The following is a 24,927-nucleotide window of genomic DNA, read 5'->3' on the forward strand; positions in this document are numbered from 1 at the left end:
ATCTCACCTTGTCACGGAAAAAGGTTCAAATCCCTTTCCGTGACGCGCGATGGCGGCCGATCGGCAGCATCATCGGTTTTCCCGATGTCGGATCGACGATGACGCGGCTTTCAATACCAAATACGTGACGGACATTGTCTTCCGTCAACACATCTTCGGGCCTGCCGGAAACGTGCAGGCGTCCCCCGCTCATGGCGACCAGGAAATCAGCGTAACGGGCGGCCAGATTGAGATCGTGCAGGACCATAACAACGGTGGTTCCGCGTGTCTGGTTAAGATCGGTCAAAAGGTCCAGCACCTCGACCTGGTGATTGATGTCGAGAAAGGTCGTAGGCTCATCGAGCAACAGGATATCGGTCTCCTGGGCAAGCGCCATGGCGATCCATACCCGCTGGCGTTGCCCACCGGACAATTCGTCGACAGGCCGGTCGGCGAGATCTGCGGTTTTCGTTGCCGAAAGCGCTGTTGCGACAGCTTCATCGTCCTTTCGCGTCCAGCGCGAGAACACGCCGTGGTGGGGATGGCGCCCGCGGCTGACGAGATCGGCGACCAGAATGCCCTCGGGAGCGATCGGTGACTGTGGCAAAAGCCCCATGGTACGTGCAAGTTCGCGTGAGGGTGTGCGATGGATCGATTTGCCGTCCAGCAATACGTGGCCGTGTCGCGGAGAAACGAGCCTGGACATGGCGCGTAGCAGGGTCGACTTTCCGCATGCATTGGCACCGACAACAACGGTGACCTTGCCTGGCGGCACGACGAGATCGAGGCCCTCCAGAATAACAGTGTCGCCATATCCCGCCGACAATTGGCTCGCGGATAAAGAATGGATCGTCATAATGAGGCTCCGCCGCGATTAACGCGCACGATAAGATAGATGAGGTAGGGAGCACCGAGCGCACCGGTGACGACACCGACCGGGTAACGGCCGGGCAGGACAAACTGGCCGCAATAATCTCCCACGAGTACAAGCACCGCACCGATGAGAGCGGAGGGAACAAGCAGCGATCCGTTGTTTCCCATGACACGGGCAGCAATCGGACCGGACAGGAATGCCACGAAGGCGATCGGTCCTGTCACGGCTGTTGCCGTGGCAATCACGCCAACCGCTGAGACGATGACGATGATGCGGGTTTTCGCGACACCGACACCAAGTGCTGCGGCTGCATCGTCTCCGAGGCGCAGTGCTTCAAGGTCACGGGCACGGCTGAGTAGGAGACCGCCGAAAACGAGGAGCGCAACGGCAAGCGGTGCAGCCTGATCGAGCTTTGCACCATTGACGCTACCTGTCAGCCAGCGCATCGCCTCCTGCAATGTCCAGGCAGGTGCTGCCGACAGGATGTAGGCGACAAAGCTCTCCAGCATGGCCGAAACACCAATGCCGACAAGGATCAGGCGGGTGCCGGCGACGCCATTCCGGAAGGAGAGGCCATAAACGAGAAGCGCAATACCCAGACCGGCGATGACCGCAAAGATCGAGACGGCAGGGCCACTCAACGACAGGACAACGATGGCAAAAACCGCGGCGGCGCTTGCTCCGGCGCTGATGCCTATAATGTCGGGACTGGCGAGCGGATTGCGCAACATTGTCTGGAAAGCGACCCCACCAAGACCAAAGCTGAGGCCCGCCAGGATTGACAGGACTGCACGTGGCAAACGCAACTGGCCAACGGTGAAGCTGACGCCTGCGATGTTTTCACCGAGCAACACACGCATCACCTCTCCCGGCGGCGTGAAGGATTGCCCCAGCATAAGGGTAAGGAGAAACGTGGAGACGAGTGTCAGAACGAGAACGCCGATCACCACGTTTCGCCGGTACGCACGATGGCGCCGGTTTTGAGTAACGGAGGAAATGATAGGCTCGAGTGTGGTCACAGTTCACGAACCCGCTGACGTCTGACGATCCAGATGAAGAACGGTGCACCGATGAAAGCCGTGACGATACCGACATCGAGTTCGGATGGCCGGGCGATGATGCGCCCGCCGACATCGGCAGCCAGAAGCAGGCATGCGCCGCCAAGGGCCGAAAACGGCAGCAGCCAGCGATGATCGACGCCAGCCAGCAGACGGCAAAGATGCGGTACGACAAGACCGACAAAACCGATCGGCCCACAGATTGCTGTCGTCGCGCCACAAAGAAGGATCGCACCGAAAGAGGCGACACCACGCGCGAGCGCGACGTTTTCGCCGAGCCCCGCTGCAAGCTCATCACCGAGCGCGAGGGAATTGAGTTTTCTCGCTGATAGAAGGCTGATGGCAAAACCGATGAGGAGGAACGGCAAGACGGGAAGAATGCGATCGAGCGTTGCGCCGCCAACGCCACCAATTTGCCAGGCGCGTATTCCCCCGGCGATATCATTGCGGGGAAGAACGACGGCGATCACCAGCGAAGAAAATGCGACTGAGGTCGCGGCTCCAGCGAGTGCGAGTTTCAGCGGGGTTGCACCACCTCGCCCGAGCGAACCTATGACATAAACGAAAACCGCAGACGCCCCTGCCCCACAAATGGCAACGAGAATGAAGGCATTGGCAGACGCGATATCAAACCATGCCACGGCCACGACGACGGCAAGCGAAGCGCCCATATTGACCCCGAGAATGCCGGGATCAGCAAGAGGATTGCGGGTCACGCCTTGCATGACAGCACCCGCCAGACCAAGGGCTGCGCCAGCAAGAAGGGCGAGTAAGGTTCTCGGCAATCTGGCCGCCACTGCTGCCTGGGCAACATTGTCGATCTGACCGCCAAGTGCAGCGAAGATATCGGCGAGCCCGACTGAACGCGTTCCGACGGATACGGAAAGCGCGCACATGACGAGAAGAAGGACTGCAACGGCCATCATGGCAGACCATCTGACCTTGCTCGACTGGACCGCGAACGGCTTACTCTCGTCCCGCCCCGTATTTGCAGAGATCATTGCGATTTCCCGGCAGATTTGGCCGCTGCCTTGGCAAGCAGGTCGGCATAGTCTTTCAGGACCCAGGAAATCGACAAAGGCGTCGGGTTTGATGCCGTCCCGAGCGGGTTTCGACCGAGCATGACAATGGAATCGTTTGTAACGGCAGGCATGCGCGACAACAGCGGATCGGCGCGCATGGCATCGAGCAATGGCTGGCTGCCGTAGGTGACGACAATATCGACATCATCGAAGGCATCGACCCGTTCTGCACTGACACCTGCTGCAAACTGTCCGGGCTTTGTAGCGTCGACAACGCTTTTCGGTGATTTGAGGCCGAGGTCGGCGAAGAATTTCACACGGCTGTCATTGGCCGTATAGAAGTTGACGATGCTGAGATTGGTTGCATCAAGATGTGTGACGAACATCGCCTTTTTGCCCGCAAGTTGCGGATGCCCCGTTACGACGCTTGCGATTTCCTTTTCGATACGAGCAATCAGCGCTTCACCTTCCGCCTTCATGCCTAGCCCCGCACTATTGAGACGGATCATCTCACGCCAGTCGGTCGACCATGGTGCATCGGGGTAGGCGACTACAGGTGCAATCTGGCTCAGCGTATCGTAGTCGGACTGGCTAAGACCGGAATAGGCCGCAAGAATGACATCCGGTTGCGTTGCGGCCACCGCCTCGAAATCGATACCGTCTCCTTCATCAAAGAGGACGGGCTTTTCGGCACTGAGCTCCTTGAGCTTTTCGGCGACCCAGGGGAGCAGGCCGTCTCCATCGTCATCCCCGAAATTTGCAGCCGCAAAACCGACGGGAACGATGCCCAGCGCCAATGGTACCTCGTGGTTGGCCCAGGCAACGGTCACCACGCGCTCCGGCTTTTTCGCGATTGTCGTGGTCCCCAATGCGTGCTTGATCACAATCGGATAGGTCGTGCCTTCATCCGCCATTACGGGCGTCAATCCCGCATATGACAGGCAGATTGCGATCAAGGGCACAAGGCGGCGCAGCAAGCGGAACATTGGTGGCACTCTCGAAACGTTAAAAGTGGACTTCAAGTCTCAGCTTAGCCCTTAGCCGTCAAGCGCGATGTGGTAGACGGCACGGATCAGGCGTGAAGTTTCCGTGGTTTCCTACAAAGGAGACAAAATCTACAATACTGGATAAATAGGCTCAAGTTAGTAGCGCTACAGGGGCATATCTGATCAGGTCACCTTCCGCAGGCAGGAGGCGTTCCAGGGAACCCTGACTATTTTATTCTGTTGGAAGTTGGACATATGAATATCGACAGATCAGGCAAACCTTCATTGAATGCGCTTATTCGCTCAAGGAGCATGGCGCTTCTCGGCTGCACAGCCCTTGCCGCCTTCGCACCCTCTCTCTCATTCGCTCAGGATGCCAGCCAGTCCACCTCTGGAACGACGCTCGCGCCGATCGTTGTTCGGGGTAACGGCGGCGCTGCAAAACTCGATACCAGCAACGACTCGAAATCGATCGTGGCGACGGAGACGACTGGCGTCGGCAAAATGGCGACCGATGTTCTCGTCGCACCTGCATCGGTATCGGTGATCACCTCGAAGGAAATCGAGGAGCGTGGTGCCGACAGCGTTGAAAAAGTCGTGCAGTACACTGCTGGCGTCGTAACCGACTTCTACGGCGGCGATGACCGTTTTGACTATGTGGATATTCGCGGCTTCACGCCGAACACCTATCGCGATGGCCTGGTTGTCGGCAGAACGTTCGGCGGCACCAAAGAAGAGCCTTACGCCTTTGAGCGGATCGAAGTCTTGAAGGGCACGAGTTCGTCCGCCTTCGGTGCAGCTGAACCCGGCGGCTCGATCAACTATGTGACGAAGACACCAAAAAGCGGCCGTTTCGGTGAAGTCTATGGGACTACCGGTTCTTACGCCCACAAGGAAGCCGGTTTCGACTTCGGTGACAACATCACCGCCGACGATACGCTCTCTTACCGCCTGACGGGCAAATTCCAGCGCGCTGACGCCGAGTACGATTACTCGAAGAATGACGAGAACTTCATCATGGGCGGCCTTACCTGGCGTCCATCCGACATGACGAGCCTGACTTTCGTCTACGACCATCTCGACAAGCAGGGCGTTCCGGGTAGCGGCGGTCACCCGCTTGGAACAGACTTCGACCGTAGCGTGTTCTTCGGCGAGCCTGACTATTATTTCAACGACATCAACCGCAATACCTACAGCCTGATGTTCGATCATGATTTTGGCAACGGTTTGAGTTTCCGCTCGAACGCGCGCTATGCCAGGTCTGATCTTGACTTCGGAAGTGCCTATATCGCCAGCACCAGCACCAACGGTTCGAATACGGCCGGCCGCTACTTCTTTGGAAGCGACACCTCGACCGAGCAATTCGTGATCGATGCGAACCTGATCTACGAGACGACGTTCGACAATATCGAAAGCCGGACGCTGGCAGGTGTCGATTACAATCATTTCCAGTCGCAGAACTACGGTCTCTATTACGGTCCGGCTGGTGTCTCCGGTGGCACGACGCCGCCGATCAACTGGGTCAATCCGGTCTATACGGGTGGCCCGGCGTCGCTTGCCGCGACCTCAGGTTCAAAGAGCGACCAGAAGACCAACGCCGTCTATCTGCAGCAGGACCTGACGTTTGCGGACCGGTTGACTGTGAGCCTTGGGCTTCGCAACGACTGGCTGGATCTCAGCCAGACGAACCTCTTTGCGCCCTACACGACACAGACAGCCGATCACAGCGAATTCACGACCCGTTTTGGCGCAAGCTACAAGATCACCGAGGAACTGGCCGCCTATGCGAGCTACGCGGAATCCGCTGCACCACCGGCTGTCGGGATCAACCCGGCGACCGGCGGTCAGATTGAGCCGACGACCGGCAAGCAATACGAGGTCGGCGTCAAGTACCGCCCGGAAGCCTTCCCTGCCCTCTTCACCGCATCGGTCTATGATCTTTCGAAAGAAAACATCACCGTCTACGACCAGGTTACCTATATTCCTGCAACGGTGAAAAAGGTCAGGCACCGCGGTCTGGAACTCGAAGCAAAGGCAGAGCTGACAGATAACATCAATCTGATCGCAGCCTACAGCTATATCGATTCCAAAATCGATGAACCGGGTGGCGTCAACGACGGCAACCGCCTGATGCGCGTTCCGAAGCATCTTGCTTCGATCTGGGGTACTTACACGCTCCAGGGCGAAGGCGCCCGTGGCGACATGACGTTCGGTGTCGGAGCACGGTATACGGACTCCTATTTCACCAACATCACCAACACGATCTCATCTGACAGCGCTGTGATCTTTGATGCGGCCTTCACCTACAAGATCAAGGAGAACACGACGTTCCAGCTGAACGTCAACAACGTGTTCGATGAAAAGCACATGGCAAGCCGCGACGCCGGTGCGCTCTATTACAATCCTGGCCGTACCGTCTACGCGACGCTGCGCCAGACCTGGTAACGACGACTTCCGGCTGGCCTGCTGCCGGCCGGACCGTAAAGCACTCTTCAGCCTGTCTGCCGCATGCGCCGCCATGCGGCAGGCGTGTCACCGACAACCTGGCGAAACGACTTGGTCAAATGAGCCTGGTCGGAAAAACCGAGCTGGGCGGCGATGTCGGCGACAGCGAGGTCGCCATTGAGCAAAAGCTTCTGGGCGACATCGATCCGCTTTTCCAGTTGCCATTGCAGGGGCGTCTTGCCCGTGGTCTGCTTGAAGACATTTGAAAACCAGCTCTCCGATAGACCGACAATCGCGGCCATCTCGGCCACGCTCATGCGACCATCGCAGCGCCCGTCAAAACGGGCGTTCAGCTTGTTGATCTGTGCCTGTGTCAGCCTGCCACCGGAAGGGTCAGCCGTCTGGTCGGGGATCTCAAGAAGACCCGCAACAATGGAGCCGACAAGGCTTTCGGCATAGACGGCGTGTTTCGAGGGTTCGGACACCTCGTCGACCAGGAGGCCGGCGAGCGTCTCGATGGCTCCGAGGTCCTGGATTTCGACGGGCCGGCGCATAGCCGCCATCGCCGCGGATGATCCGACCGACGGCGACAGAAACCGCATCACCCGGTCCTTGTGCATGTGGAGATTGAGGTGCGAGAAACGATGGGTGGCACTGCTCGATGTCCACAGCGGAACACCCGCCGGAACGTAGACCGCACGTGACATCGGCCGGGAATTGCCCGGAAATTCGCTGTTCTGATTGGAGATCTGAACGCGCGAGGAGACATCATTGAAGAAGATCATGATGCGCGGATCGTCAGCGAGATAATAACCACTGGCGCCTGCCTGGCTTTCCGCCTGCCAGTAAGCGCTTACAAGACCGTCGAGGCACCGCCACTTGACGGGAGCCGTCAGGCGTATGCCCTCGGTGTGCCATGTCATGGAATGCCAAAAACTCAATGTCTGTGTCCGCCCGCTTTTAGAACGACGATGGTGCTGAAATGGCGTTGCGATGATCCGGCCTTCAAATGCTTGCTGTCGTCAGCCGCAAATGAAGTTGCGATATCTCCGCTAAAAGGTGATGCCATAATATGAGTACTTTTATCATCTTACTCATCTGGAGCAAGATGGTAAAATCCTGAGACATGTTTCACACCGCATGGCACGAAGAGAGCCTTGAATGCGAGGCGCCTGGACGTTTCGATTCAAATTGCAGGTAATTTATCGGGCTATATGCCACACGGAGTCGGCAGTAATGTTTGTCTGTCGCGTGTCCCCTGAAACAGGCAAGCGGCATTGAAGCCCGGCGCGCACAGGACGCGACGGGCTTCTTTTATAAAATGACGGGTAAAATATCGGCCGTCTCTGAGCCCATCAGTTCATCCGGCGTTCATTTTGGGGAATGCAAATTCCGCCCACCACACCGCCATATGTGGTTTCAAGAGGCCCGTATTTTTTCCCCCAGCCCGTACGGGCCTCTTGTTATGGCTTTTCGCGCCGACTGATCCAACAAACGCAAGGCCGTTCAGCTATCCGGCTTGCTGTTTTTTCGGACCGGTTTGAAGTCGACGATCAATGATTTCAGCTCGATTTCTCGCACACGCCGCGCCGCCTCGACGGGAGAAACCCAGTCGATCCTTCGCTCGCCCCGTTCCTTGAACTTACCATCGACCTCGGTCACCTCGATCTGGAACACGTCGACGATGCAAGGCGTGACATCGCCATTGTCGAGCATTTTGAGGTAGGTATAGCGGCCAACAGGTTTCTTTCTGGCCCGACCACGTACGCCCGCTTCTTCCCACGCCTCGATCTCGGCCGCCTCGTGTGGCTCCTTTCGCTTCATGGGCCAGCCCTTCGGGATGATCCATCGGCCACTGTCACGAGAGGTCACGAGAAGAATCTCGGCGTCCTTGCCGTTTGAGGCATAACGAAAACACAAGGCGGCATATTGCTGCTCGAATGCACCTCGAAACAGCTTGTCTGGAACCTGGGCAAGTTGCTGCAACAACGTCCGTGGTCTGGTTGGCGGGGCTTTACTGGCTTTTTTCGGACGCTTCATAACGGTTGATAGTGCTTATTTTCCGGGTTGCATCAACGGCCGGGCTGGTTTTATGACAGTTTTATGACAAGCAGCGCCAAAGAAGGCAAATTCGCATGATGAGCATATTCCGCAAGCTGATGCCGCGTGAAGACCGTTTCTTCGACATGTTCAACAAACATTCGGAAACCGTGGTCACCGCAGCACAGGCACTGGACCGCCTTTTGAGCGGCAAAAACGTCCAGGCAAACTGCGATCTGATCGTTACCCTGGAAGACCAGGCCGATGACATCACGCGCGACGTGCTCCTGGCCGTCCGCCGCAGTTTCATCACACCTTTCGACCGCGGCGACATCAAGGACCTGATCCAGTCGATGGATGACGCGATCGACATGATGCACAAGACCGTCAAGACAATCAGGCTGTTCGAGCAGACGAGCTTCGATCCCCTGATGCAGCAGATGGGACATGAGATCGTCAAGGCCGCAGGTCTGATCGCTGAAGCCATCCCGTTGCTTGAAAAGGTCGGCACGAATGCGCAGCGTCTTTCCTCGATCGCCGAGGAGATTACGCGCGTCGAAGGCCGTTCAGACGATCTGCACGACCAGGGCCTCAAGGACCTGTTCAAGCGCCACGGCGCTGCGGGTGACGCAATGGCCTACATGATTGGTAGCGAAATCTATGGTGAGCTCGAAAAGGTCGTCGACCGGTTCGAAGACGTCGCCAATGAAATCAGCGGCATTGTAATCGAGAACGTCTGATGGATGTCTCCCTCGCCTTGCCGCTTCTGATCGGCCTTATCGGGATAGCGCTGTTTTTCGACTTCCTGAATGGCCTCCATGACGCGGCCAACTCCATCGCCACGATCGTCTCCACCCGTGTGTTGCGGCCGCAATACGCGGTTGCCTGGGCCGCATTCTTCAATTTCATCGCGTTCCTGTTTTTTGGTCTGCATGTGGCCGAGACTCTCGGAACTGGCATTATCGATCCCGCGATCGTCTCACCGTCAGTGATCTTTGCAGCATTGATGGGCGCGATTGTCTGGAACATTGTCACCTGGATTTTCGGCATTCCCTCGAGCTCTTCGCATGCACTGATTGGTGGCCTCGTCGGCGCCGGTCTTGCAAAGGTCGGCTTCAGCTCGATCGTCTTTTCCGGACTGCTCAAAACTGTCGGGGCGATTTTCATGTCGCCGGCCATCGGCTTTTTCCTGGCTCTGCTGCTCGTCCTTACCGTTTCCTGGCTCTTCGTTCGCCAGACACCTTTTGCTGTCGACCGCACGTTCCGCGTCATGCAGTTCATCTCTGCATCGCTTTATTCGCTTGGCCATGGTGGCAATGACGCGCAGAAAACCATGGGTATCATTGCCGTGTTGCTATTCAGCCAGGGACACCTTGGTGAAAGCTTCTACGTTCCGTTCTGGGTGGTTATTTCCTGCCAGTCGGCAATGGCGCTTGGCACGCTGTTCGGCGGCTGGCGCATCGTGCACACGATGGGATCGAAGATCACGCGCCTCAACCCGATGCAGGGCTTTTGTGCCGAGACAGGCGGTGCCTTGACATTGTTTGGCGCAACCTGGCTCGGTATTCCCGTCTCGACGACCCACACGATCACAGGTGCGATCGTAGGCGTTGGTGCGGCGCGCCGTGTCTCTGCGGTACGCTGGGGCCTTGCGGGCAACATCGTGATTGCCTGGATTGTGACGATGCCTGCCGCAGCGCTGATATCGGCTTCTGTCTACTGGCTGACATCACTGTTCGGTTGAAACCTCACCCGATAAGTCATTGCCAATTCCCGGGCCAAAATTGGCCCGGGCACGTTGGAAAGCGTTATGCAGCATTCCGGCTTCTGACGTCCTCGTAGCTTGAAGGATAAACACCGCGCCGCTGGAGGATGGGGACGACTTCGTTGACGAAGGTCTCGAGATCACCGGGCAGATAAAGTGCCGAAATCGTAAAACCATCAGCGGCTCCAGATTGCCACCACGATACGAGATGATCGGCAATTCCTTCAGGTGTCGCAATCAGGCCCGGAAGTTTCTCGACCTCGGCAAGCCCGCGCAGGGAAAGGCCATTGTCGAGGGCGACCGCACGTTTTGCCCTGACGACACCGATCGGAATAACGCTTTGGGAGACATCGCCGAAGTCTGCAGGCGAAAGCACTTTCTCTGCATCGGTTCGCTCTAGATCGATACCGAGCAGCTTCGCCAGCCGTTCGATGTCTTCACCTGTGACCGGCGCAGCGTCGAGCTTTTCGCGCTTGAGCGCTGCAACTTCAGCTTCTGTCGAGCGGACAATTGGCGAGATGGCAGGCATCAGACGAGGCAGCTGGTCGCTACGACGGCCAAGAGCCTGAGCGGCCTCTCTCAACTCGGTACGGAATGCACGCGAGCCCTCAAGAGAAGCGCTCGGCGCATAAACGTAATCCGCATACCGGGCCGCGAGCGCCACGCCGTCGCGAGACCCACCGGCCTGAACGATCTTTGGCCGGCCCCAGGAAGGAGCCGGCAGATTGAGCGGGCCTTCAACATCGAAGTGTGCGCCATGATGGTTGATCGGCCTGACGTCACCATAAAAGGGTGACTGGCCTTTTTCGCCGCCATTCCAGGGATAATGCCAACTGTCCCACAGGCGATGGACGACATCGACAAACTCTTCGGCGCGTTCATAGCGGGCCTTGCGATCAGGCAACCCTTGCGCTGAAAAGTTTGCAGCAATCTCTGGGTGCCAGCTCGTCACCACATTCCAGCCGATGCGCCCTTTGGTGAGGAGATTGAGGCTCTGAAGCTGTCTTGCGAGCGTGTAGGGATCGCCATAGGTCGTCGACGCGGTCACAATCGCGCCGATGTCCGGTACCTGAGAGAGCACGGCCGCAAAGAGGACGAAGGGATCGAAGGTCTGTTCAGGCCGCGTGTTTTCGCTGATCAACAACTGCGGTCTGTCTGACATGAAGATATTGCTGAAAACGCCTTTGTGCGCAATGCGCGCATTTTCGACGTAGTAGTCCAGGGTGAAAATGCGATCGAGCGGCAGATCGGGGCGCTTCCAGGAATCGTTTGCCGAACCTGAAGAATTGATCCAGGCGTTGAGCTCAAGGTACTGTGTCATATGATGCCCCATTAGGCAGAAAGTTGATGGAGTGGTCGTTCAGCGTGCTGGAACAATGCCTGTTCCTTGACTTCGTCATCCTCGACGGGTCGCACACTCGGAACGCCATCGTGACGACTGACGTCAACAGGCAATCCAAAGACATTGCTCAAAACATCCGCATCGAAAACGGTGCCCGGTGAGCCGTCCGCAACCAGGCGGCCTTCCGATATGATAACGGCTCTATTGCAAAAGCGGGCCGCGTGATTGAGATCATGAACGGCCATGAGCGCAATGCCACCAGGCCGCGCAAAATCGCGCACAAGGCGCATTGTCTCGACCTGGTAACGCAGGTCCAGCGCACTGGTTGGTTCATCAAGGAGCATCACGCGCGTTCCCTGCGCAAGTGCGCGCGCGATCATGACACGCTGCTGCTGGCCGCCGGAGAGTTCGTTGACATAGCGGTCTGCCAGATCGGACAGGCCAAGCTTGTCGATCGCCGACGTTGCAATTGCATGATCCTCATCACTGAAGCGGATACCCATGTAAGGGCTGCGCCCGAGCATCACCGCGTCGTAAACCCTCAGATCGAACGGGATTGGTGAAGACTGCGGAACATAGGCAATCCGCCGTGCCCGTTCGCGCCGCGAAAGCGCGAGCAGGTCCTCATCCCACAGTCTGACAGATCCCGCCGAAATTCCGGCTAGCCCCAGAAGCGCTTTGGTCAAAGTCGATTTGCCCGATCCGTTCGGCCCAAGAAGTGCGCAGAAATCGCCCTGTTCAAGCTTGAACGATACGTCGTGCAGCACCTGCCTGCGGCGGTAATGCAGGCTCAGGCTTTCAACATTGAGGGTCATAACGTGTTCCTCTTGCGGAGAATAAGGTAGATGAACAGCGGCGCACCGACGAGTGCGACGACGATGCCAACCGGAATGACGCGGGGTGGAAGGATCGTCCTGCCAACCGTGTCGGCGAGCAGCAAAAGCGCACCGCCCGTCACCATCGAGAACGGAAACAGGAAACGATGGTCCGATCCGACAATGAGGCGGGCGATATGTGGACCAACCAGGCCGACAAAACCGACAACACCGATGAAGCTGACAACCAGGCTTGAGCCACTCACGGCAAGGAAGATCAGTGAAATTCTCAGGAGATTGACGTTGACGCCGAGACTTTTCGCCGTGTCATCGCCTGCAAATGCAAGACTGTTTACCTCGCCTGCCTTCAGCTGAAAATATGGTGTCAGCACCAGGATCGTCACCGCCAGTACACCGACATGCGTCCAGCGCGCCTCGTTGACAGAACCAAACGTCCAACGCGTGATGGCCGCAAGGGCCTCGTCATTGGCGATGTATTGCAGACCTGATGTCAATGCGCTGAAGATTGCTGTTAGTGCCGTTCCAAGGAGGATCAGAACTGTGATGTTCATCGATTTGGCCGTGGCAAGACCGAGAACAATCAGCGAGCAGGCCAACGAGAAGGCGATGGCACTGAGACTGACCGTGATGCCGACACTGGTGCCGTTGCTTTGCGCGACCAGAATGGCAACAGCAGCCCCAAAGGCCGCCGCAGGAGAGAGGCCGAGCGTATAGGGACTGACAAGCGGGTTGCGCAACAGTCCCTGCATCGCAGCGCCCGCCAGTGACAGGATGGCGCCGGCAAGGATTGCCAGGAGAACCCGCGGTAGCCTGAGGTATAGCAGAACATTTGCGATCCGCTCGTCGTCGCGTGGGAGATCGATGCCCCAGATCTTTGCGTAGGCGAGACGATATAGTTCGCCAATCCCGTAGCTCGACGTCCCCGACAAGGTTGAATAAACGGCAAGGGTGATCAACAACACGATCGAGACAGCGATAAACAAAGCAGTCCGCCGGTGACGGCTGATGCTGTCGCGTGACAGCACCGCGCCCTTCTGGCGTGCAGAAGCGTAATTCATTGCCCCGCTGTCCCGGCCTTAACGAAATAAACCCCTTCATCGCCCTTGAACGGCACTCCGAGGAACTCCTCATCCCAGCGGCGCGCGACATCTTCCGGGCGGAAATCCTTGAATGCATCGGGATAGAGCCATGCTGCGACATAGAGCGATGTCAGAGTTTTGGCCTGTTGACCGAGATGATAGGCGTTGACGATATAGATGTCGTTGCTTTGAGACGCCTTGAGATTGGGCCAACCCGGTCTTGCCTGAAGTTCTTTCCATTCGCCATCAAAGACGTCTTTTGCCGAGCCGGTATAATTGTTTCCGAACTCACGTATGATGAGGTCAGGGTCACGTGTCAGGATTTCCGCAGCATCGATGGGTGTCTTCCAGACTGTGCCCTGGGTATGTCCGCCCTGCCCGAAGACGACATCTTCAAATATGCTACGACCGCCACCTTTGACGATCGCTTCATAAAAGCCTGAGCCCTTTGTTGGCGTTTGATAGGCGATCTCGTTTTCGTAATAGACCGTCCTAGGGGTTAGACCTGCGGTCCGCTTCTCAATTTCGGAGTAGATATCCTTACGGAAATCCAGAACCTTCTTCGCGCCGTCTTCGCGACCGAAGATTGCCCCGAAGAGCTCGACATTTTCGTCGAAGCGATCATTGCGCCAGCCGCTCGCAACGACAACAGGAATGCCAAATGGGCTCAGTTGCCGGTTGAGTTCTTCCCATCCGCCATTCGCGTAGGAAATGACGACGTCAGGGTCTGTCTTGACGATCGCCTCGTAGTTGACCTGTCCCCATTCACCGACGTTATAGGTGCTATCCCATTTACCGCCCGCGAGCTTGTATTGTGCAACGTCCCGCCCGGTTACGCCGACGATCTTGTCGCGAGATCCGATCGCGGCAACAATATCGACGTTATAGCTGCCGATAATAACGGCTCGCGTGGCGGGCTTTTCGAGCTCGATCTTTCGTCCTGCTTCATCAGTCACCGTCAGGGCAGATGCTGGAAGAGCCCACATCGCCGCTGCCACTGCCGCACCGGCAACGAGGACCTTGCGACTACGTAAATAAAAAGCCGTTTTCATAAAACCTCCGAATAATCTACTATTTTAATAGACTATTCGGTGAGCCCGATGTTTCACAGCGACAGGATGCTCGAAATTACGCCGGAACTAAAAAAATCTGCCAGAAGATACACCGAACTGTAAGACGAACAGGCCTCTCGGTATTACTCGAGAGGCCAATCATCTTTACGGCGCATCGTCCGGCAGAATCAATCAAGAACAGAGCTTAGAAACACAGTATATAATATTGATTTTTATACGGAATACCGGTTCAAAGTGGCAGCATTGACAACACCTGCAGGAGCGCCGCCCGGTTTACCGAACAGATACCCTTGAGCCTGTGCACAACCCTCATCCACCACCATGCGATACTGGGCGTCGGTTTCAATTCCCTCCGCCGTAACAGGGAGATCGAGGCTTCGGCCGAGCCCGATCACGGCACGAACGATAGCGCGCGCGCTTTCGTCCTCACCCATTGCGGCGATGAAGCTGCGATCGATTTTGATTTTGTCGAACGGAAAGCTCTGCAGATTGCTGAGTGAGGAGTAGCCGGTTCCAAAATCGTCCATCACGACGCCGATGCCCAGGGTCTTCAGTTGCCGCAAGATAGCAAGTGTTACGTTGCGATCCTTCAAAAGCGCGGCTTCCGTCACTTCAATTTCGAGACGCTTTGGAGGAAGTCCTGTTTGAGCCAGGATGAGGCAAACCATCTGACCGAGGTTCGCCATAGAAAACTGCAATGGAGAGACATTTACAGCGACTTTGAGATGCGAGGGCCAATGGGCTGCATGGGTACAGGCCTCGCGTAACACCCATTCCCCGAGAGGAATGATGATCCCGGTTTCCTCGGCGATCGGTATGAACTTATCCGGCGCAATGACACCGTGAACCGGATGATGCCACCGCACGAGCGCTTCATAGCCAACAACCTCGCCGCATTCGACAGACAGGATGGGCTGATAGTTCAAGATCAATTCATTGCGGCTGATTGCCAGACGAAGATCTGTCTCGAGTTGTCTGCGCTCACGGGCCTCCTTGTCCATCACCGGATCATAGAAGGCGAGAATGCCTCGACCGCCAAGTTTAGCCCTATAGAGCGCAAGGTCAGCCGCATGCATGAGGCCTTCGAGATCGTGGCCATCCTTGGGGAAGATCGCGATGCCGATGCTGACCCCGACGGCTGCAGGATCACCAGCTGTGTTCATCCTCTCGCCGAATGTCGTTAGGATCGTTTCGGCAAGCGCCTGTGCCTGTTCGGCTTTCGTGTTGCGCGTTGTCAGGATAACGAACTCATCGCCTCCGAGACGAACCACAAGATCACCAGGTCCTGCGCACTCCTTGAAGATACCGGCGACTGTCTTGAGAATACGGTCACCTTCCGCATGGCCGAATAGATCGTTTACGGCCTTGAAACGATCGAGATCGAGTGTGAGAAGAGCAAACCCCTGCCCGTCTGCGCAATGCTGTATCTGAAGCTGTAGCTGCTGCTGGAACATTGTTCTGTTTGCGAGGCCCGTCAGGACATCGTGACGCGCGAGATATTCGATTTCTCTCTGCGCCTCACGGTTTTCCGTGAGGTCTCGAATGGCGAGCACTTCGCTTGGGCGCCCACGATATTCAATCGTCCTGACTGCAAGCTCGAACACACGTGTCTTCCCGTCGACCAGTCTCGTCGCCTCAACCGGCGTCTGGCGGGACACATGCGCGGGAAGTCCGTCGATGACCTCCAGTAAGTCATCAGGATTGGCACCAATCAGGGTTGCTTCTTCGCAGGCGAGCAAATCCGCAAAGCGCGGATTGAGCTCGACGATACGACCGTTCTGTACAACGGCCAGCCCATCCAGCGACGCGTTGACGAGACCTTTGAGATCGACAAGGTAGCGATCCACCAGGGCTGCGGCAGCGGTAGCCGAAAGAACGAGAAGCGTGACACCGACAATCGCGGTAATCAGGAGCATCCGGGCGAGATCGTCGGATTCTGGTCCAGGCACTGAAGGATCGGGTGAAAGAACCGTCGCAGACATGGCCGTGAAGTGCAGTGCGCAGATCGCGACGATTGCGAGACCCGCCGCCGTTGCGACACGTTTCCACGCACTGAACCGCCCGAAGAAATGGAGCGATAGCGCAAAGCACAGCCATGCGACAACCAGGCCACCGGCAATCTCGTCCCAGCGATAACTGACGGTCGCTGCGACATCCATGCCCGCCATGCCCACGAAGTGCATGACGGCGACAGAGACGGTAATTGCCGATGCTGCAAGGAGAGTGCCGTACCTCGCAATTGGAAGCGCACTCAGCGCCAGCCAGAAGCCAGCAATGGCAACGACGGCAGACAGTGACGTGAAGTGGAGATCGAAACCGATCGGCACAGAGCCTTTATAGGCGAGCATTGCAACGAAATGTGTTGCCCAGACCGACAATCCGCCAACAAAAGCGGCGACAAAGACCCAATAATGTTTACGGCCCGCCGGGCTTTCTTCCGCACGCAATAGAAGATGAAAAAACGCCAGCATTCCAAAAAGACATATGAGTGCAGCAAGGAGCACGATCGTATGATCGTGCTGGATAACCACGCACTCTAAAACTGTGAACATGCCGTCTGCCCCCGCAATGAATGACGCCCACAACCGACTATAGTATTTTCTTTATTTATAAATCTCTAATATAAATTTCCGACTAGCAGACGATCATATTACGTTTTGGGACAGGTTTATTTCAAGCGCGAAGATGCGAGACAGCTTTGTCTCGGACGCGGCACACTATCCGTGGAGACGAACGACCACAGGAGAGACAGCATCCGATGTAACCGGTAGGGAGCCGGCAGCCGGCAACACGCTCCAAAAAAAAGCTGAAACTTGCTTGCTCTCTGTCGGCATGGAGATCGCTGGTTTCATGCGTTTGACTGGATGGTTCCTTGCCGGGTTGTTCAAGAGAGCCGGGACGCTCTTCTGCTTCATGCCGACAGCGCTCATTGTGCTCCGCGATGTTGCGCTGACCACCAACCTGATGTCTGGTTCAGGGTTATCGAGAAATCAGTTTTTGCCCAATGGCTACGCCTAAAAAGCTTCCGATCGCTGCTGCGACTGCCGTAGCCCAATAGGACGCATCAAAGCTTTGAACGCCCCAAACACAAAGTCCCCCAGATAATCCTCCAATGAGCGCAGGATAATACTCTTTCATATCCACCTCTCACGCGGCCGAATTTGGTCGCCTTCGAGGATATACTAACCCGGCCGCCGCATAGGTGCAAAACGTGAGGCTTCCCACGAAAAGCTACTCGGTCGTGGCGGCCCCCCGACACGGCAGTGTTTCGCACTTTCGTGCGAATAGAGAGAAGTGTCTCGCGTTGAAGACCCGTTGTTCCTGAGGCAACCCGCGCTTCCAATCAGCGCCGAAGGGTTTGCCGGAGGAACCTTATACGTTCGCTACAACTCGCGGCCCTATCAAGCCTGTCAACACAGGCTTTGTAACTGTCGATCGCAATACCTTCCACCACGTGCTGTAGGAACTACCCCATACTGCAAATAGGACACCAAGAGCCATGCGGTTAAGCGGTGATCCTGTGACTGCGTGAGTGCGTTATTTTACCACTGCGCGCCTGCTACGATTTGCCGTTGTGCTGCTGCGCCACCGAGCGACAGTTCGGCTCAAACACATCCTCAACTCCTCAAACAGATTGCTCGAAACGAGGCAAAAGTCCCTTAGAGCTTGAGCGAAGCGTGGGGTCGAATGTGAAATGCTGGCACGTCTGTACGCGCCGGTGGTCATTCCGGTCGCTCTCGGCTCTTGGTCGGCCCCTGAGGTATCACAGCGCTCGACCTGAGACAGGCCATCCCGATCGAAGGCTTCGCTTGCTGACCGTCCACCTCCCTCACCCTGCCGCTCCAATGCGGCCTCGCCTCTTAAGGTGGTTTTGCTATTCCCGAATTCTAGCGGTCAGCAAATCACCGCAAGAAGCGAGTTTAGAATGGCGAGGTGAAGATGGCAGGAAATGAAGAATGTATACTTCGCCACCAGACCCCTCCAAAATCAGGACTGCGCAGAACAGGAAAAGAGGCAGAACCCACCTTCGGGCGCTGCCTCTTGAGTGACACATAATCGTGTTTCGTCCAGCAAAGTTAGAACTTAAGGCTCGCCGTCAGGCTGACGTTGAATGGCTCTCCGACGGAATTGGCATAGTTGGTCGAACCGATCGTCGACGTGTAATAGGTCTTGTCGAAGAGGTTTCGGAGATTGAGTTGCAACGTGACAGGTTTTTCCAGCTGAAGCGTGTACGTCGCGAAGGCATCGAACACGGCATATCCGGGCAAATAATAGGAATTGTCGTTGATACCGGGACGAGCACCGACGCCCCGAATGCCACCACCAATTCGAAGTGTGTTGCCGTTCGGACCAACCTCACCAACATCATAAGCCAGGAAGAGTGACGCCGTGTGTTTCGCCACGTTCGGCAAACGCTTGCCGGCATAGGTCGCGTCTTCAAGAACAAGCGCGTCCGTATAGGCATAACTTGCGATAAGGTCGAGATCGTCTGTCAGGCTACCGGCAACATCAACCTCGATACCGCGGGATCGGACGAGACCCGCAGCCTTGACGGTCGAGATGCCGCCGACATCTTCGGAATAGGCAACGTTGCGCTTGCGGCTGTTGAACAAGGCAACATTTGCATTCAAGCCGGTGAAGATGTCGAACTTGGCGCCAACTTCGTAGGAGATGCCCTCTTCCGGATCGAGGCTGCCATAATAGGCGCCGATGGAAGACTGTGGCCGAAACGTCTTGGCGACATTGGCATACAGCGAAGCCGAAGGTGTGAGTTTGTAGACGAGACCGGCGTTCGGAATGAGTTCACCGCCGTTGTTTTGCGTGTTGACCACAAATGGACGGCCCTTCCCGGCATAGATATCGTAATATTGGTAGCGCAAGCCACCCACCGCTATCCACTGGTCGCTCAGATGCAGCGCATCCTGCATGTAGATCGAGGCCGTCGAAAGCTGCTCCGTCTGGTCGCTGTCGGCTGCCCTGACGGTCGTGCAGACAGGTAACCTCCCATAGACGGGATTGTTGACATTGAAGTTCGTGGAGTTCGCACAACGCAGCATATCGGTTCGCAGTGTGTCACTGTAGTCATAGGACGCGCCAAACAACAGATCGTGCTGGAACCCGCCAATATCGGCTTCTCCGGTCAGATCAGCACGCAATGCATGATTATAGAGGGTAGAATATTGCGTGGCGTCTGCGCGACGCGTCACCTGCCCTGTACGGGCGTTGTAACCGACGACACGGGCTTGGTTGTCGGAATAAACGTTGCGGCTATAGGCATAGTCCAGTGAGACTTTCCAATCGTCGGAAAGCTGGCGGTCGATCGCTACACTGGCAAGATCAGACTTGCCGTCGGTAATGTTATAGGCCTCATCGAGCCTCAAACGCCGGCTGACATTGATGGGGTTTCCGGTCGTCAGGTCGAAGATCGTACCGCGGTCGAAAGGCACGCTATAGTCTTCATGCATGTAGGATACGGTAATGTCGGTATCTTCACCGCTCCATTTGAGCGAAGGCGCGATCAGCCAGTTTTCCCGGTCGCCGAAATTGCGCCAGTAATCGCTTTTCTCTCCCTGTCCGATAAGACGGTAGGAAAAATCTGTGCCCGCGATTGGGCCTGTCACGTCCAATCCGCCCGATGTGCCGTATTTGCCCGCACCATAGGCCGAAAACCGGGTGTAGGCCTCTGCACTGAAGGTCTCTTCGGGGGCTTTCGTCACGACATTGACCATGCCGCCAGGATCAAGAATGCCATAGAGGGTCGACGCCGGGCCTTTTAAAACTTCTACCCGCTCGACCGTATCGTTGAACGAATGCGGCAGCGCTGTTTTCAAACCGTTGACGAGGATGGAACCGTCACGATTGTCACCGAAACCTCGACGAATAACGGCATCCTGCGTGCCACCCAAGGTATTGGCCTGTGTAACACCGCTGACATTGGCGAGTGCGTCGTCCAGAGAGCGTGCTTGCTGATCACGCAGAACTTCATTCGTGACTACATTCACCGACTGGGGAATGTCGAGAATTGGAGTATCGGTCCGTGTCGCCGTGCTCGTCGTGATCGGCTGGTAGCCTCTGGCACCCTTTTTGACTTTTGCATCGACGGTGATCGTTTCGAGAACGGTCGATCCTGCCTCTGCGTTTTTTTTCTCTGCCCCATTTTCCTGAGCGAAAGCAGGAAACACGGTGGTTGCCAAAAGGAATGCGAGGAGCGCCGTTGATCCCCGACGCCCTATCCCCAAGCCGTTATGCATCTGAATTGTCCCCGAATAGCTAGAATTCGTCATCCCGACGATGCAGCACCTCTTCAATTGATGAATGTAGTAGTCAACTTTAGATTTCCAGACCTGTCGTTGAAAGCAGCTAGATTGGAGCCGATTTCGTCAGGAAATGTTGCCGCAACAGCGCAAACATGCCGCGTTCCGGTCATTTTTCATCCTGCAAAAGACTTTTTGAATGCCACCATACTTGACTACTACAGTCATAAATAATTCTGGTGCGTCAGGAACGCGCGGGACGGAATTTGAAAATCGAAACCGAGAAAGATATCGCTGAACATCGGCTTCTGGGGGAATGCCTCGAGCTTGGTCATGGCGGAAAGCCCGTCGTGTTCGATCTCAATGTCGAGATCGCATCAAACCAATTCACGGTCCTGCTCGGTCCGAACGGCTCGGGAAAATCGACGTTGCTCGGCGCACTCGCGCGCTTGCATCGTCCAACATCCGGACGGGTCGTGCTCGATGGCCGTGATATCTTCAATTACCCAACCAGGGATGTCGCGAAGCGCTTGGGAATGCTGGCGCAACAGAACCACACGCCGGAAAGCATCTCGGTTTTCGATCTGGTTTCCCGTGGCCGTTATCCGCATCAGGGTTTCCTCAAACAATGGAGTGAGGCCGACGCAGAGGCTGTCAGCGAAGCGCTTGCCGTGACAGGGATCAATGATCTCGCCGAAAGGCCCGTCGATAGCCTTTCAGGCGGTCAGCGCCAGCGTGCGTGGATTGCCATGGCGCTCGCACAACAAACCGATATCATCCTGCTCGACGAACCAACAACCTTTCTGGATCTGCACCATCAGATCGAGGTTCTGGATATGCTGAGTGATCTGGTGGCGCACCACAACCGCACAATCGTCGCGGTTTTGCATGACATCAATCTCGCCCTGCAATTCGCCGATCATCTGCTTTTCCTGAAGGACGGACGTGTGAAGCATCGACTTGATGCTGTTACACAATGTAGCGCCGAGATCATTGCCGACGTTTTTGACATGCGTGTCATCGAGATGACGCATCCTGTGACCCATCGGCCGGTGTTTTTGCCCTGCCCTGGACGGACGCATAAGACATGAGCGCGGGCAATCTGGATCGTGTGACTAGCCTCCCATTAACGAGAGGCGCTGCGAGGGCTTTCTCGGCCGGTATAGGTCTTCTCGCAATCATCCTCATTGTTGTTGCCGCGCACGCTGCGACAGGGGCAAGGCCGGTAGCACCGCACGTTTTTCATGATCTTATCTTCGCCTACGACCCGAAAAACTTCGATCAGCAAATTCTGATACGCCTTCGACTGCCGCGGATTGTTGCGTGTCTGCTTGCAGGGGCGAGCCTCGGAGTGGCCGGCCTTATCTTGCAGACCGTGTTGCGAAATCCTCTGGGAGAACCGCATATTCTTGGGCTGAATGCCGGCGCAAGTCTCGCCGTTGTTGCCCTGAGCGCCAGTCCCTTTGCTTCAATCGGGGTCACCAGCGCCCAACCACTCGTCGCTGCGGGAGGTGCCGGGGCAGTTTTTGCGCTGGTACTTGCCCTCTCAGCAGCAGGACAACGCGGCCTCACCCCGACGAAACTTGTCTTTTGTGGCATCGCACTCTCCACACTCGCCGGGACGCTGACGTCGGCCATCCTCATCCTGAATGAAGAAACGCTGCAACAAACCCGGTTCTGGCTGGTTGGTGACGCCGCCGGAATAACGCTGCCAGCCATTGTGAATGCCTTGCCTGTCGCTGTTATTGCACTTGTATTGGCAACAGTTCTTGCACCAAGACTTGATCTTCTGGAACTTGGCGAGAACGCTGCAACCGCACTTGGTGTGCCGGTGCGACTGACATGGTGTCTGGCACTGATCGCAACATCCCTCTTATGCGGCGTCGCAATTTCGCTGGTGGGGCCGATCAGCTTTATCGGCCTGGTGGTACCTCCACTCATCTCACGTATTCGAACCGGACGCCTGTTGTTCGCCATACCGCTTGCCGCATTGGGCGGAGCAACCTTGCTGATCGCCGCCGATCTTGCCGCCCGTCTTCTAATCGCTCCTCGGGAGTTGCCGACAGGCGCAATGACCGGCCTCGTCGGGGCACCGGTCTTTCTCTGGTTGGCGCGGAGACTGCTGAAATGACGTCTTACAGAACGATCAGAGCCTCCGGTTTTTCGTTGGTTATCGCTCCAAAGCGGCTGGCTTTGCTTCTAGCGCTTACGCTCCTGCTTTTTCTTGTTGCTCTCTGGAGCATTTCGTCGGGCACGAAACACATCCCGCTTGGAGAGATCTTCACTGCTCTTTTCACACCAGACGCGCAGTCATCGGCCGATGCAAATGTCGTTGTCGATTTTCGTTTGTCGCGTCTGACGCTTGCACTGGTATCTGGGGCAATGCTTGGTGTTGCAGGCGCCATCATGCAGTCCTTGACCAGGAATGGATTGGCCGACCCTAGCCTGCTCGGGGTTCGAGAAGGCGCTGCCCTTGCTGTCCTCGTCTGCCTTTTCCTTGTGCCAAGCTTGCCAACCGCGCTTCGCCCCGTCGCGGGCGTCATCGGGGGACTGACGAGCGCTATAATTGTGTTTGCGCTTTCAGGTGTTACGTCGCGGCTGCGCTTTGTTCTGACCGGTATCGGCTTTTCCTGGTTTCTTTCCGCCCTTCTCCTCATTCTGATGGCTTCGCTTGATATACGAAGCTTGCAAAGCGCAATGATCTGGATGGCAGGAAACCTCCAAGGAGCGTCATGGGACGCAGTCTCGGTTCTGGCGGTCATTCTTGTTGCAGCACTTGTCCTCGTATGGGTGACGGCGCGTGCCGCCGATGCGCAGGCACTTGGTGATAGTGCTGCGGCAGCGCTCGGCATCAATTTGCGCTTTCTATCCAGCCTGCATTTCTCGCTTGCCGTCATTCTCACTGCGTCCTGCGTTTCTTATACCGGCAGCATCGGCTTTGTCGGGTTGATTGGCCCCCATATTGCCCGGTTTCTCATGCCCGGAGGGTCGTTTCTCGGCATCACTGTTGGTGCCGGCCTCACCGGCGCTCTTCTGGTAAGCACTGCCGATACGATCGCCCGCACCGCCTTTTCACCCCTAGAGCTACCGACCGGGCTCGTGCTTTCTGCCGTCGGCGCTCCTAGCCTCCTTCTCCTTCTCTGGCTCCATCGCCATCGTCTGTAGGTTCGCCATGCCAAAGATTTTCTATTCTCTCCTTTTCGTCACTGGTCTGGCTTACGGCACCATTGCGGCCAAGGCCGAAGAACCGGCACGGATGTTTACGGATGATTTGGGGCGGTCTGTTTCCGTTCCGGTTCAGCCAAAACGCATCGTAACGCTGCACGACATTGACCTCACCATCCCGCTGATCGAACTAGGCGTAATGCCGGTCGGCAGCCACGGCCGCATGGGTGCAGACGGCAAACCCTATCTGAGATCCAGTGCGATTTTGACGGGTATAGATTTCGACGATAGTGACATCGCCTATATCGGCTCCATCAATGCCGATCTCGAAGCGATTGTCGCGCTCAAACCCGATCTTATCCTCACCGAACCTGATCGCCCGACGCCTGTTGAAAAGCTCGAGAAAATCGCACCAACTGTTGCCATCGATAACACCAGGGACGGCGCGCCGCACATTTATAAGATGCTTGCGGATTTGACAGGAACCCAGCAGCGTCTTGCTGTGCTCGACCGGCGTTACAGGGCGCAAATTGACGCGTTGAAGGCATCGGTCGACACGGAAAAGACAACGGTCTCGGTCATGCAGCCATTGAACGGCAAGATCAGCGTTTACCACACCTATCGGGCGCTCGGCCGAGTATTGCGGGATGCGGGCTTCCGTTTCCCGGCGGTAATCGATGCTATTCCAGAGGGTGACCGCATCGAGGTCAGCGCGGAACGTCTGCCTGAACTCGACGCCGATATAATCTTCGACCCGTACCGGTCGGATACTGGCGCATCTCCGAAAGAGGAAATCGCCATGATGGAAGCGGTGATGCCGGGATTTTGCGATTTCCTGGAGGCCTGCCGCAAGGGCCGATACATCCTACTTCCACGAGAGGAAGCGATCTCCAACTCTTATGCAGCACTCAGCCTGATGGTGTCAGCAGTGCAATCGCATCTGACAATCCGGCCAGCCACGGCAAACTGATATCCCGCCCAATCAAAAAGTCTTGCCTTGAGACTTTAC

Annotated in this window: 19 protein-coding genes; 7 read left to right on the top strand and 12 right to left on the bottom strand. The window is 56.4% G+C overall.

Features of this window, described 5'->3' with window-relative positions:
* Positions 1-25: 25 nt before the first annotated feature.
* From FY156_17750 to FY156_17765, 4 genes are read right to left on the bottom strand one after another with little or no spacing between them, the layout of a single operon-like run.
* Positions 26-835 (bottom strand): ABC transporter ATP-binding protein, encoded by an 810-nt coding sequence (locus FY156_17750; protein ID UXS03406.1) that lies wholly within the window; start codon positions 833-835, stop codon positions 26-28.
* The gene (locus FY156_17755) at positions 832-1,872 is read right to left on the bottom strand and encodes an iron ABC transporter permease (GenBank protein UXS03407.1); all 1,041 of its coding nucleotides are present in this window, start codon (positions 1,870-1,872) and stop codon (positions 832-834) included. Before FY156_17755 ends, FY156_17750 begins: the two co-directional genes overlap by 4 nt.
* A complete protein-coding gene (locus FY156_17760) occupies positions 1,869-2,912 on the bottom strand; it encodes an iron ABC transporter permease (GenBank protein ID UXS03408.1) in 1,044 nt (347 codons plus the stop codon). Before FY156_17760 ends, FY156_17755 begins: the two co-directional genes overlap by 4 nt.
* A complete protein-coding gene (locus FY156_17765) occupies positions 2,909-3,919 on the bottom strand; it encodes an iron-siderophore ABC transporter substrate-binding protein (GenBank protein ID UXS03409.1) in 1,011 nt (336 codons plus the stop codon). The genes FY156_17760 and FY156_17765 overlap by 4 nt, the downstream gene beginning before the upstream one ends.
* Before the next feature lie 255 nt (positions 3,920-4,174).
* On the opposite strand from FY156_17765, the gene FY156_17770 reads away from it, so the two are divergent.
* Positions 4,175-6,364 carry a TonB-dependent siderophore receptor gene (locus tag FY156_17770; GenBank protein ID UXS03410.1) on the top strand — a complete coding sequence of 730 codons (2,190 nt, stop codon included), beginning with the start codon at positions 4,175-4,177 and terminating at the stop codon, positions 6,362-6,364.
* Between the two features lie 47 nt (positions 6,365-6,411).
* Here the strand turns inward: FY156_17770 and FY156_17775 are convergent, their stop codons facing one another.
* Together FY156_17775 and FY156_17780 are read right to left on the bottom strand one after the other, a co-directional pair.
* Positions 6,412-7,287, bottom strand: a complete 876-nt coding sequence (locus tag FY156_17775) for a helix-turn-helix transcriptional regulator (GenBank protein ID UXS03411.1) — start codon at positions 7,285-7,287, stop codon at positions 6,412-6,414.
* Positions 7,288-7,870: 583 nt separating this feature from the next.
* Positions 7,871-8,404, bottom strand: coding sequence for an NUDIX hydrolase (locus FY156_17780; GenBank protein UXS03412.1), 534 nt, complete (start codon positions 8,402-8,404; stop codon positions 7,871-7,873).
* A gap of 95 nt (positions 8,405-8,499) precedes the next feature.
* On the opposite strand from FY156_17780, the gene FY156_17785 reads away from it, so the two are divergent.
* Together FY156_17785 and FY156_17790 are read left to right on the top strand one after the other, a co-directional pair.
* Positions 8,500-9,144 (top strand): DUF47 domain-containing protein, encoded by a 645-nt coding sequence (locus tag FY156_17785; GenBank protein ID UXS03413.1) that lies wholly within the window; start codon positions 8,500-8,502, stop codon positions 9,142-9,144.
* Complete coding sequence (locus tag FY156_17790; GenBank protein UXS03414.1) at positions 9,144-10,148, top strand: inorganic phosphate transporter; 1,005 nt, start codon at positions 9,144-9,146, stop codon at positions 10,146-10,148. The genes FY156_17785 and FY156_17790 overlap by 1 nt, the downstream gene beginning before the upstream one ends.
* A 64-nt stretch (positions 10,149-10,212) precedes the next feature.
* Here FY156_17790 and FY156_17795 read toward each other — a convergent pair whose 3' ends face one another.
* From FY156_17795 to FY156_17820, 6 genes are all read right to left on the bottom strand, one after another.
* Positions 10,213-11,490 carry an NtaA/DmoA family FMN-dependent monooxygenase gene (locus FY156_17795; protein ID UXS03415.1) on the bottom strand — a complete coding sequence of 426 codons (1,278 nt, stop codon included), beginning with the start codon at positions 11,488-11,490 and terminating at the stop codon, positions 10,213-10,215.
* A gap of 11 nt (positions 11,491-11,501) precedes the next feature.
* Entirely contained in the window at positions 11,502-12,326 is an 825-nt protein-coding gene (locus FY156_17800) for an ABC transporter ATP-binding protein (GenBank protein UXS03416.1), read from the bottom strand.
* A complete protein-coding gene (locus FY156_17805; protein UXS03417.1) occupies positions 12,323-13,405 on the bottom strand; it encodes an iron ABC transporter permease in 1,083 nt (360 codons plus the stop codon). The genes FY156_17800 and FY156_17805 overlap by 4 nt, the downstream gene beginning before the upstream one ends.
* On the bottom strand, positions 13,402-14,478 hold the full coding sequence (locus tag FY156_17810; protein UXS03418.1) for an ABC transporter substrate-binding protein: 1,077 nt from the start codon (positions 14,476-14,478) through the stop codon (positions 13,402-13,404). Before FY156_17810 ends, FY156_17805 begins: the two co-directional genes overlap by 4 nt.
* Before the next feature lie 233 nt (positions 14,479-14,711).
* Positions 14,712-17,051, bottom strand: coding sequence for an EAL domain-containing protein (locus tag FY156_17815; protein UXS03419.1), 2,340 nt, complete (start codon positions 17,049-17,051; stop codon positions 14,712-14,714).
* Positions 17,052-18,575: 1,524 nt separating this feature from the next.
* A complete protein-coding gene (locus tag FY156_17820) occupies positions 18,576-20,750 on the bottom strand; it encodes a TonB-dependent receptor (protein ID UXS03420.1) in 2,175 nt (724 codons plus the stop codon).
* A gap of 269 nt (positions 20,751-21,019) precedes the next feature.
* On the opposite strand from FY156_17820, the gene FY156_17825 reads away from it, so the two are divergent.
* From FY156_17825 to FY156_17840, 4 genes are read left to right on the top strand one after another with little or no spacing between them, the layout of a single operon-like run.
* On the top strand, positions 21,020-21,844 hold the full coding sequence (locus FY156_17825; protein UXS03421.1) for an ABC transporter ATP-binding protein: 825 nt from the start codon (positions 21,020-21,022) through the stop codon (positions 21,842-21,844).
* Positions 21,841-22,884, top strand: coding sequence for an iron ABC transporter permease (locus FY156_17830; GenBank protein ID UXS03422.1), 1,044 nt, complete (start codon positions 21,841-21,843; stop codon positions 22,882-22,884). The genes FY156_17825 and FY156_17830 overlap by 4 nt, the downstream gene beginning before the upstream one ends.
* On the top strand, positions 22,881-23,918 hold the full coding sequence (locus tag FY156_17835; GenBank protein UXS03423.1) for an iron ABC transporter permease: 1,038 nt from the start codon (positions 22,881-22,883) through the stop codon (positions 23,916-23,918). The genes FY156_17830 and FY156_17835 overlap by 4 nt, the downstream gene beginning before the upstream one ends.
* 7 nt (positions 23,919-23,925) lie before the next feature.
* The gene (locus FY156_17840; GenBank protein UXS03424.1) at positions 23,926-24,888 is read left to right on the top strand and encodes an ABC transporter substrate-binding protein; all 963 of its coding nucleotides are present in this window, start codon (positions 23,926-23,928) and stop codon (positions 24,886-24,888) included.
* Positions 24,889-24,927 lie beyond the last annotated feature (39 nt).

The sequence above is a fragment of the Agrobacterium tumefaciens genome, assembly GCA_025559845.1.
Taxonomy (GTDB): Bacteria; Pseudomonadota; Alphaproteobacteria; order Rhizobiales; family Rhizobiaceae; genus Agrobacterium.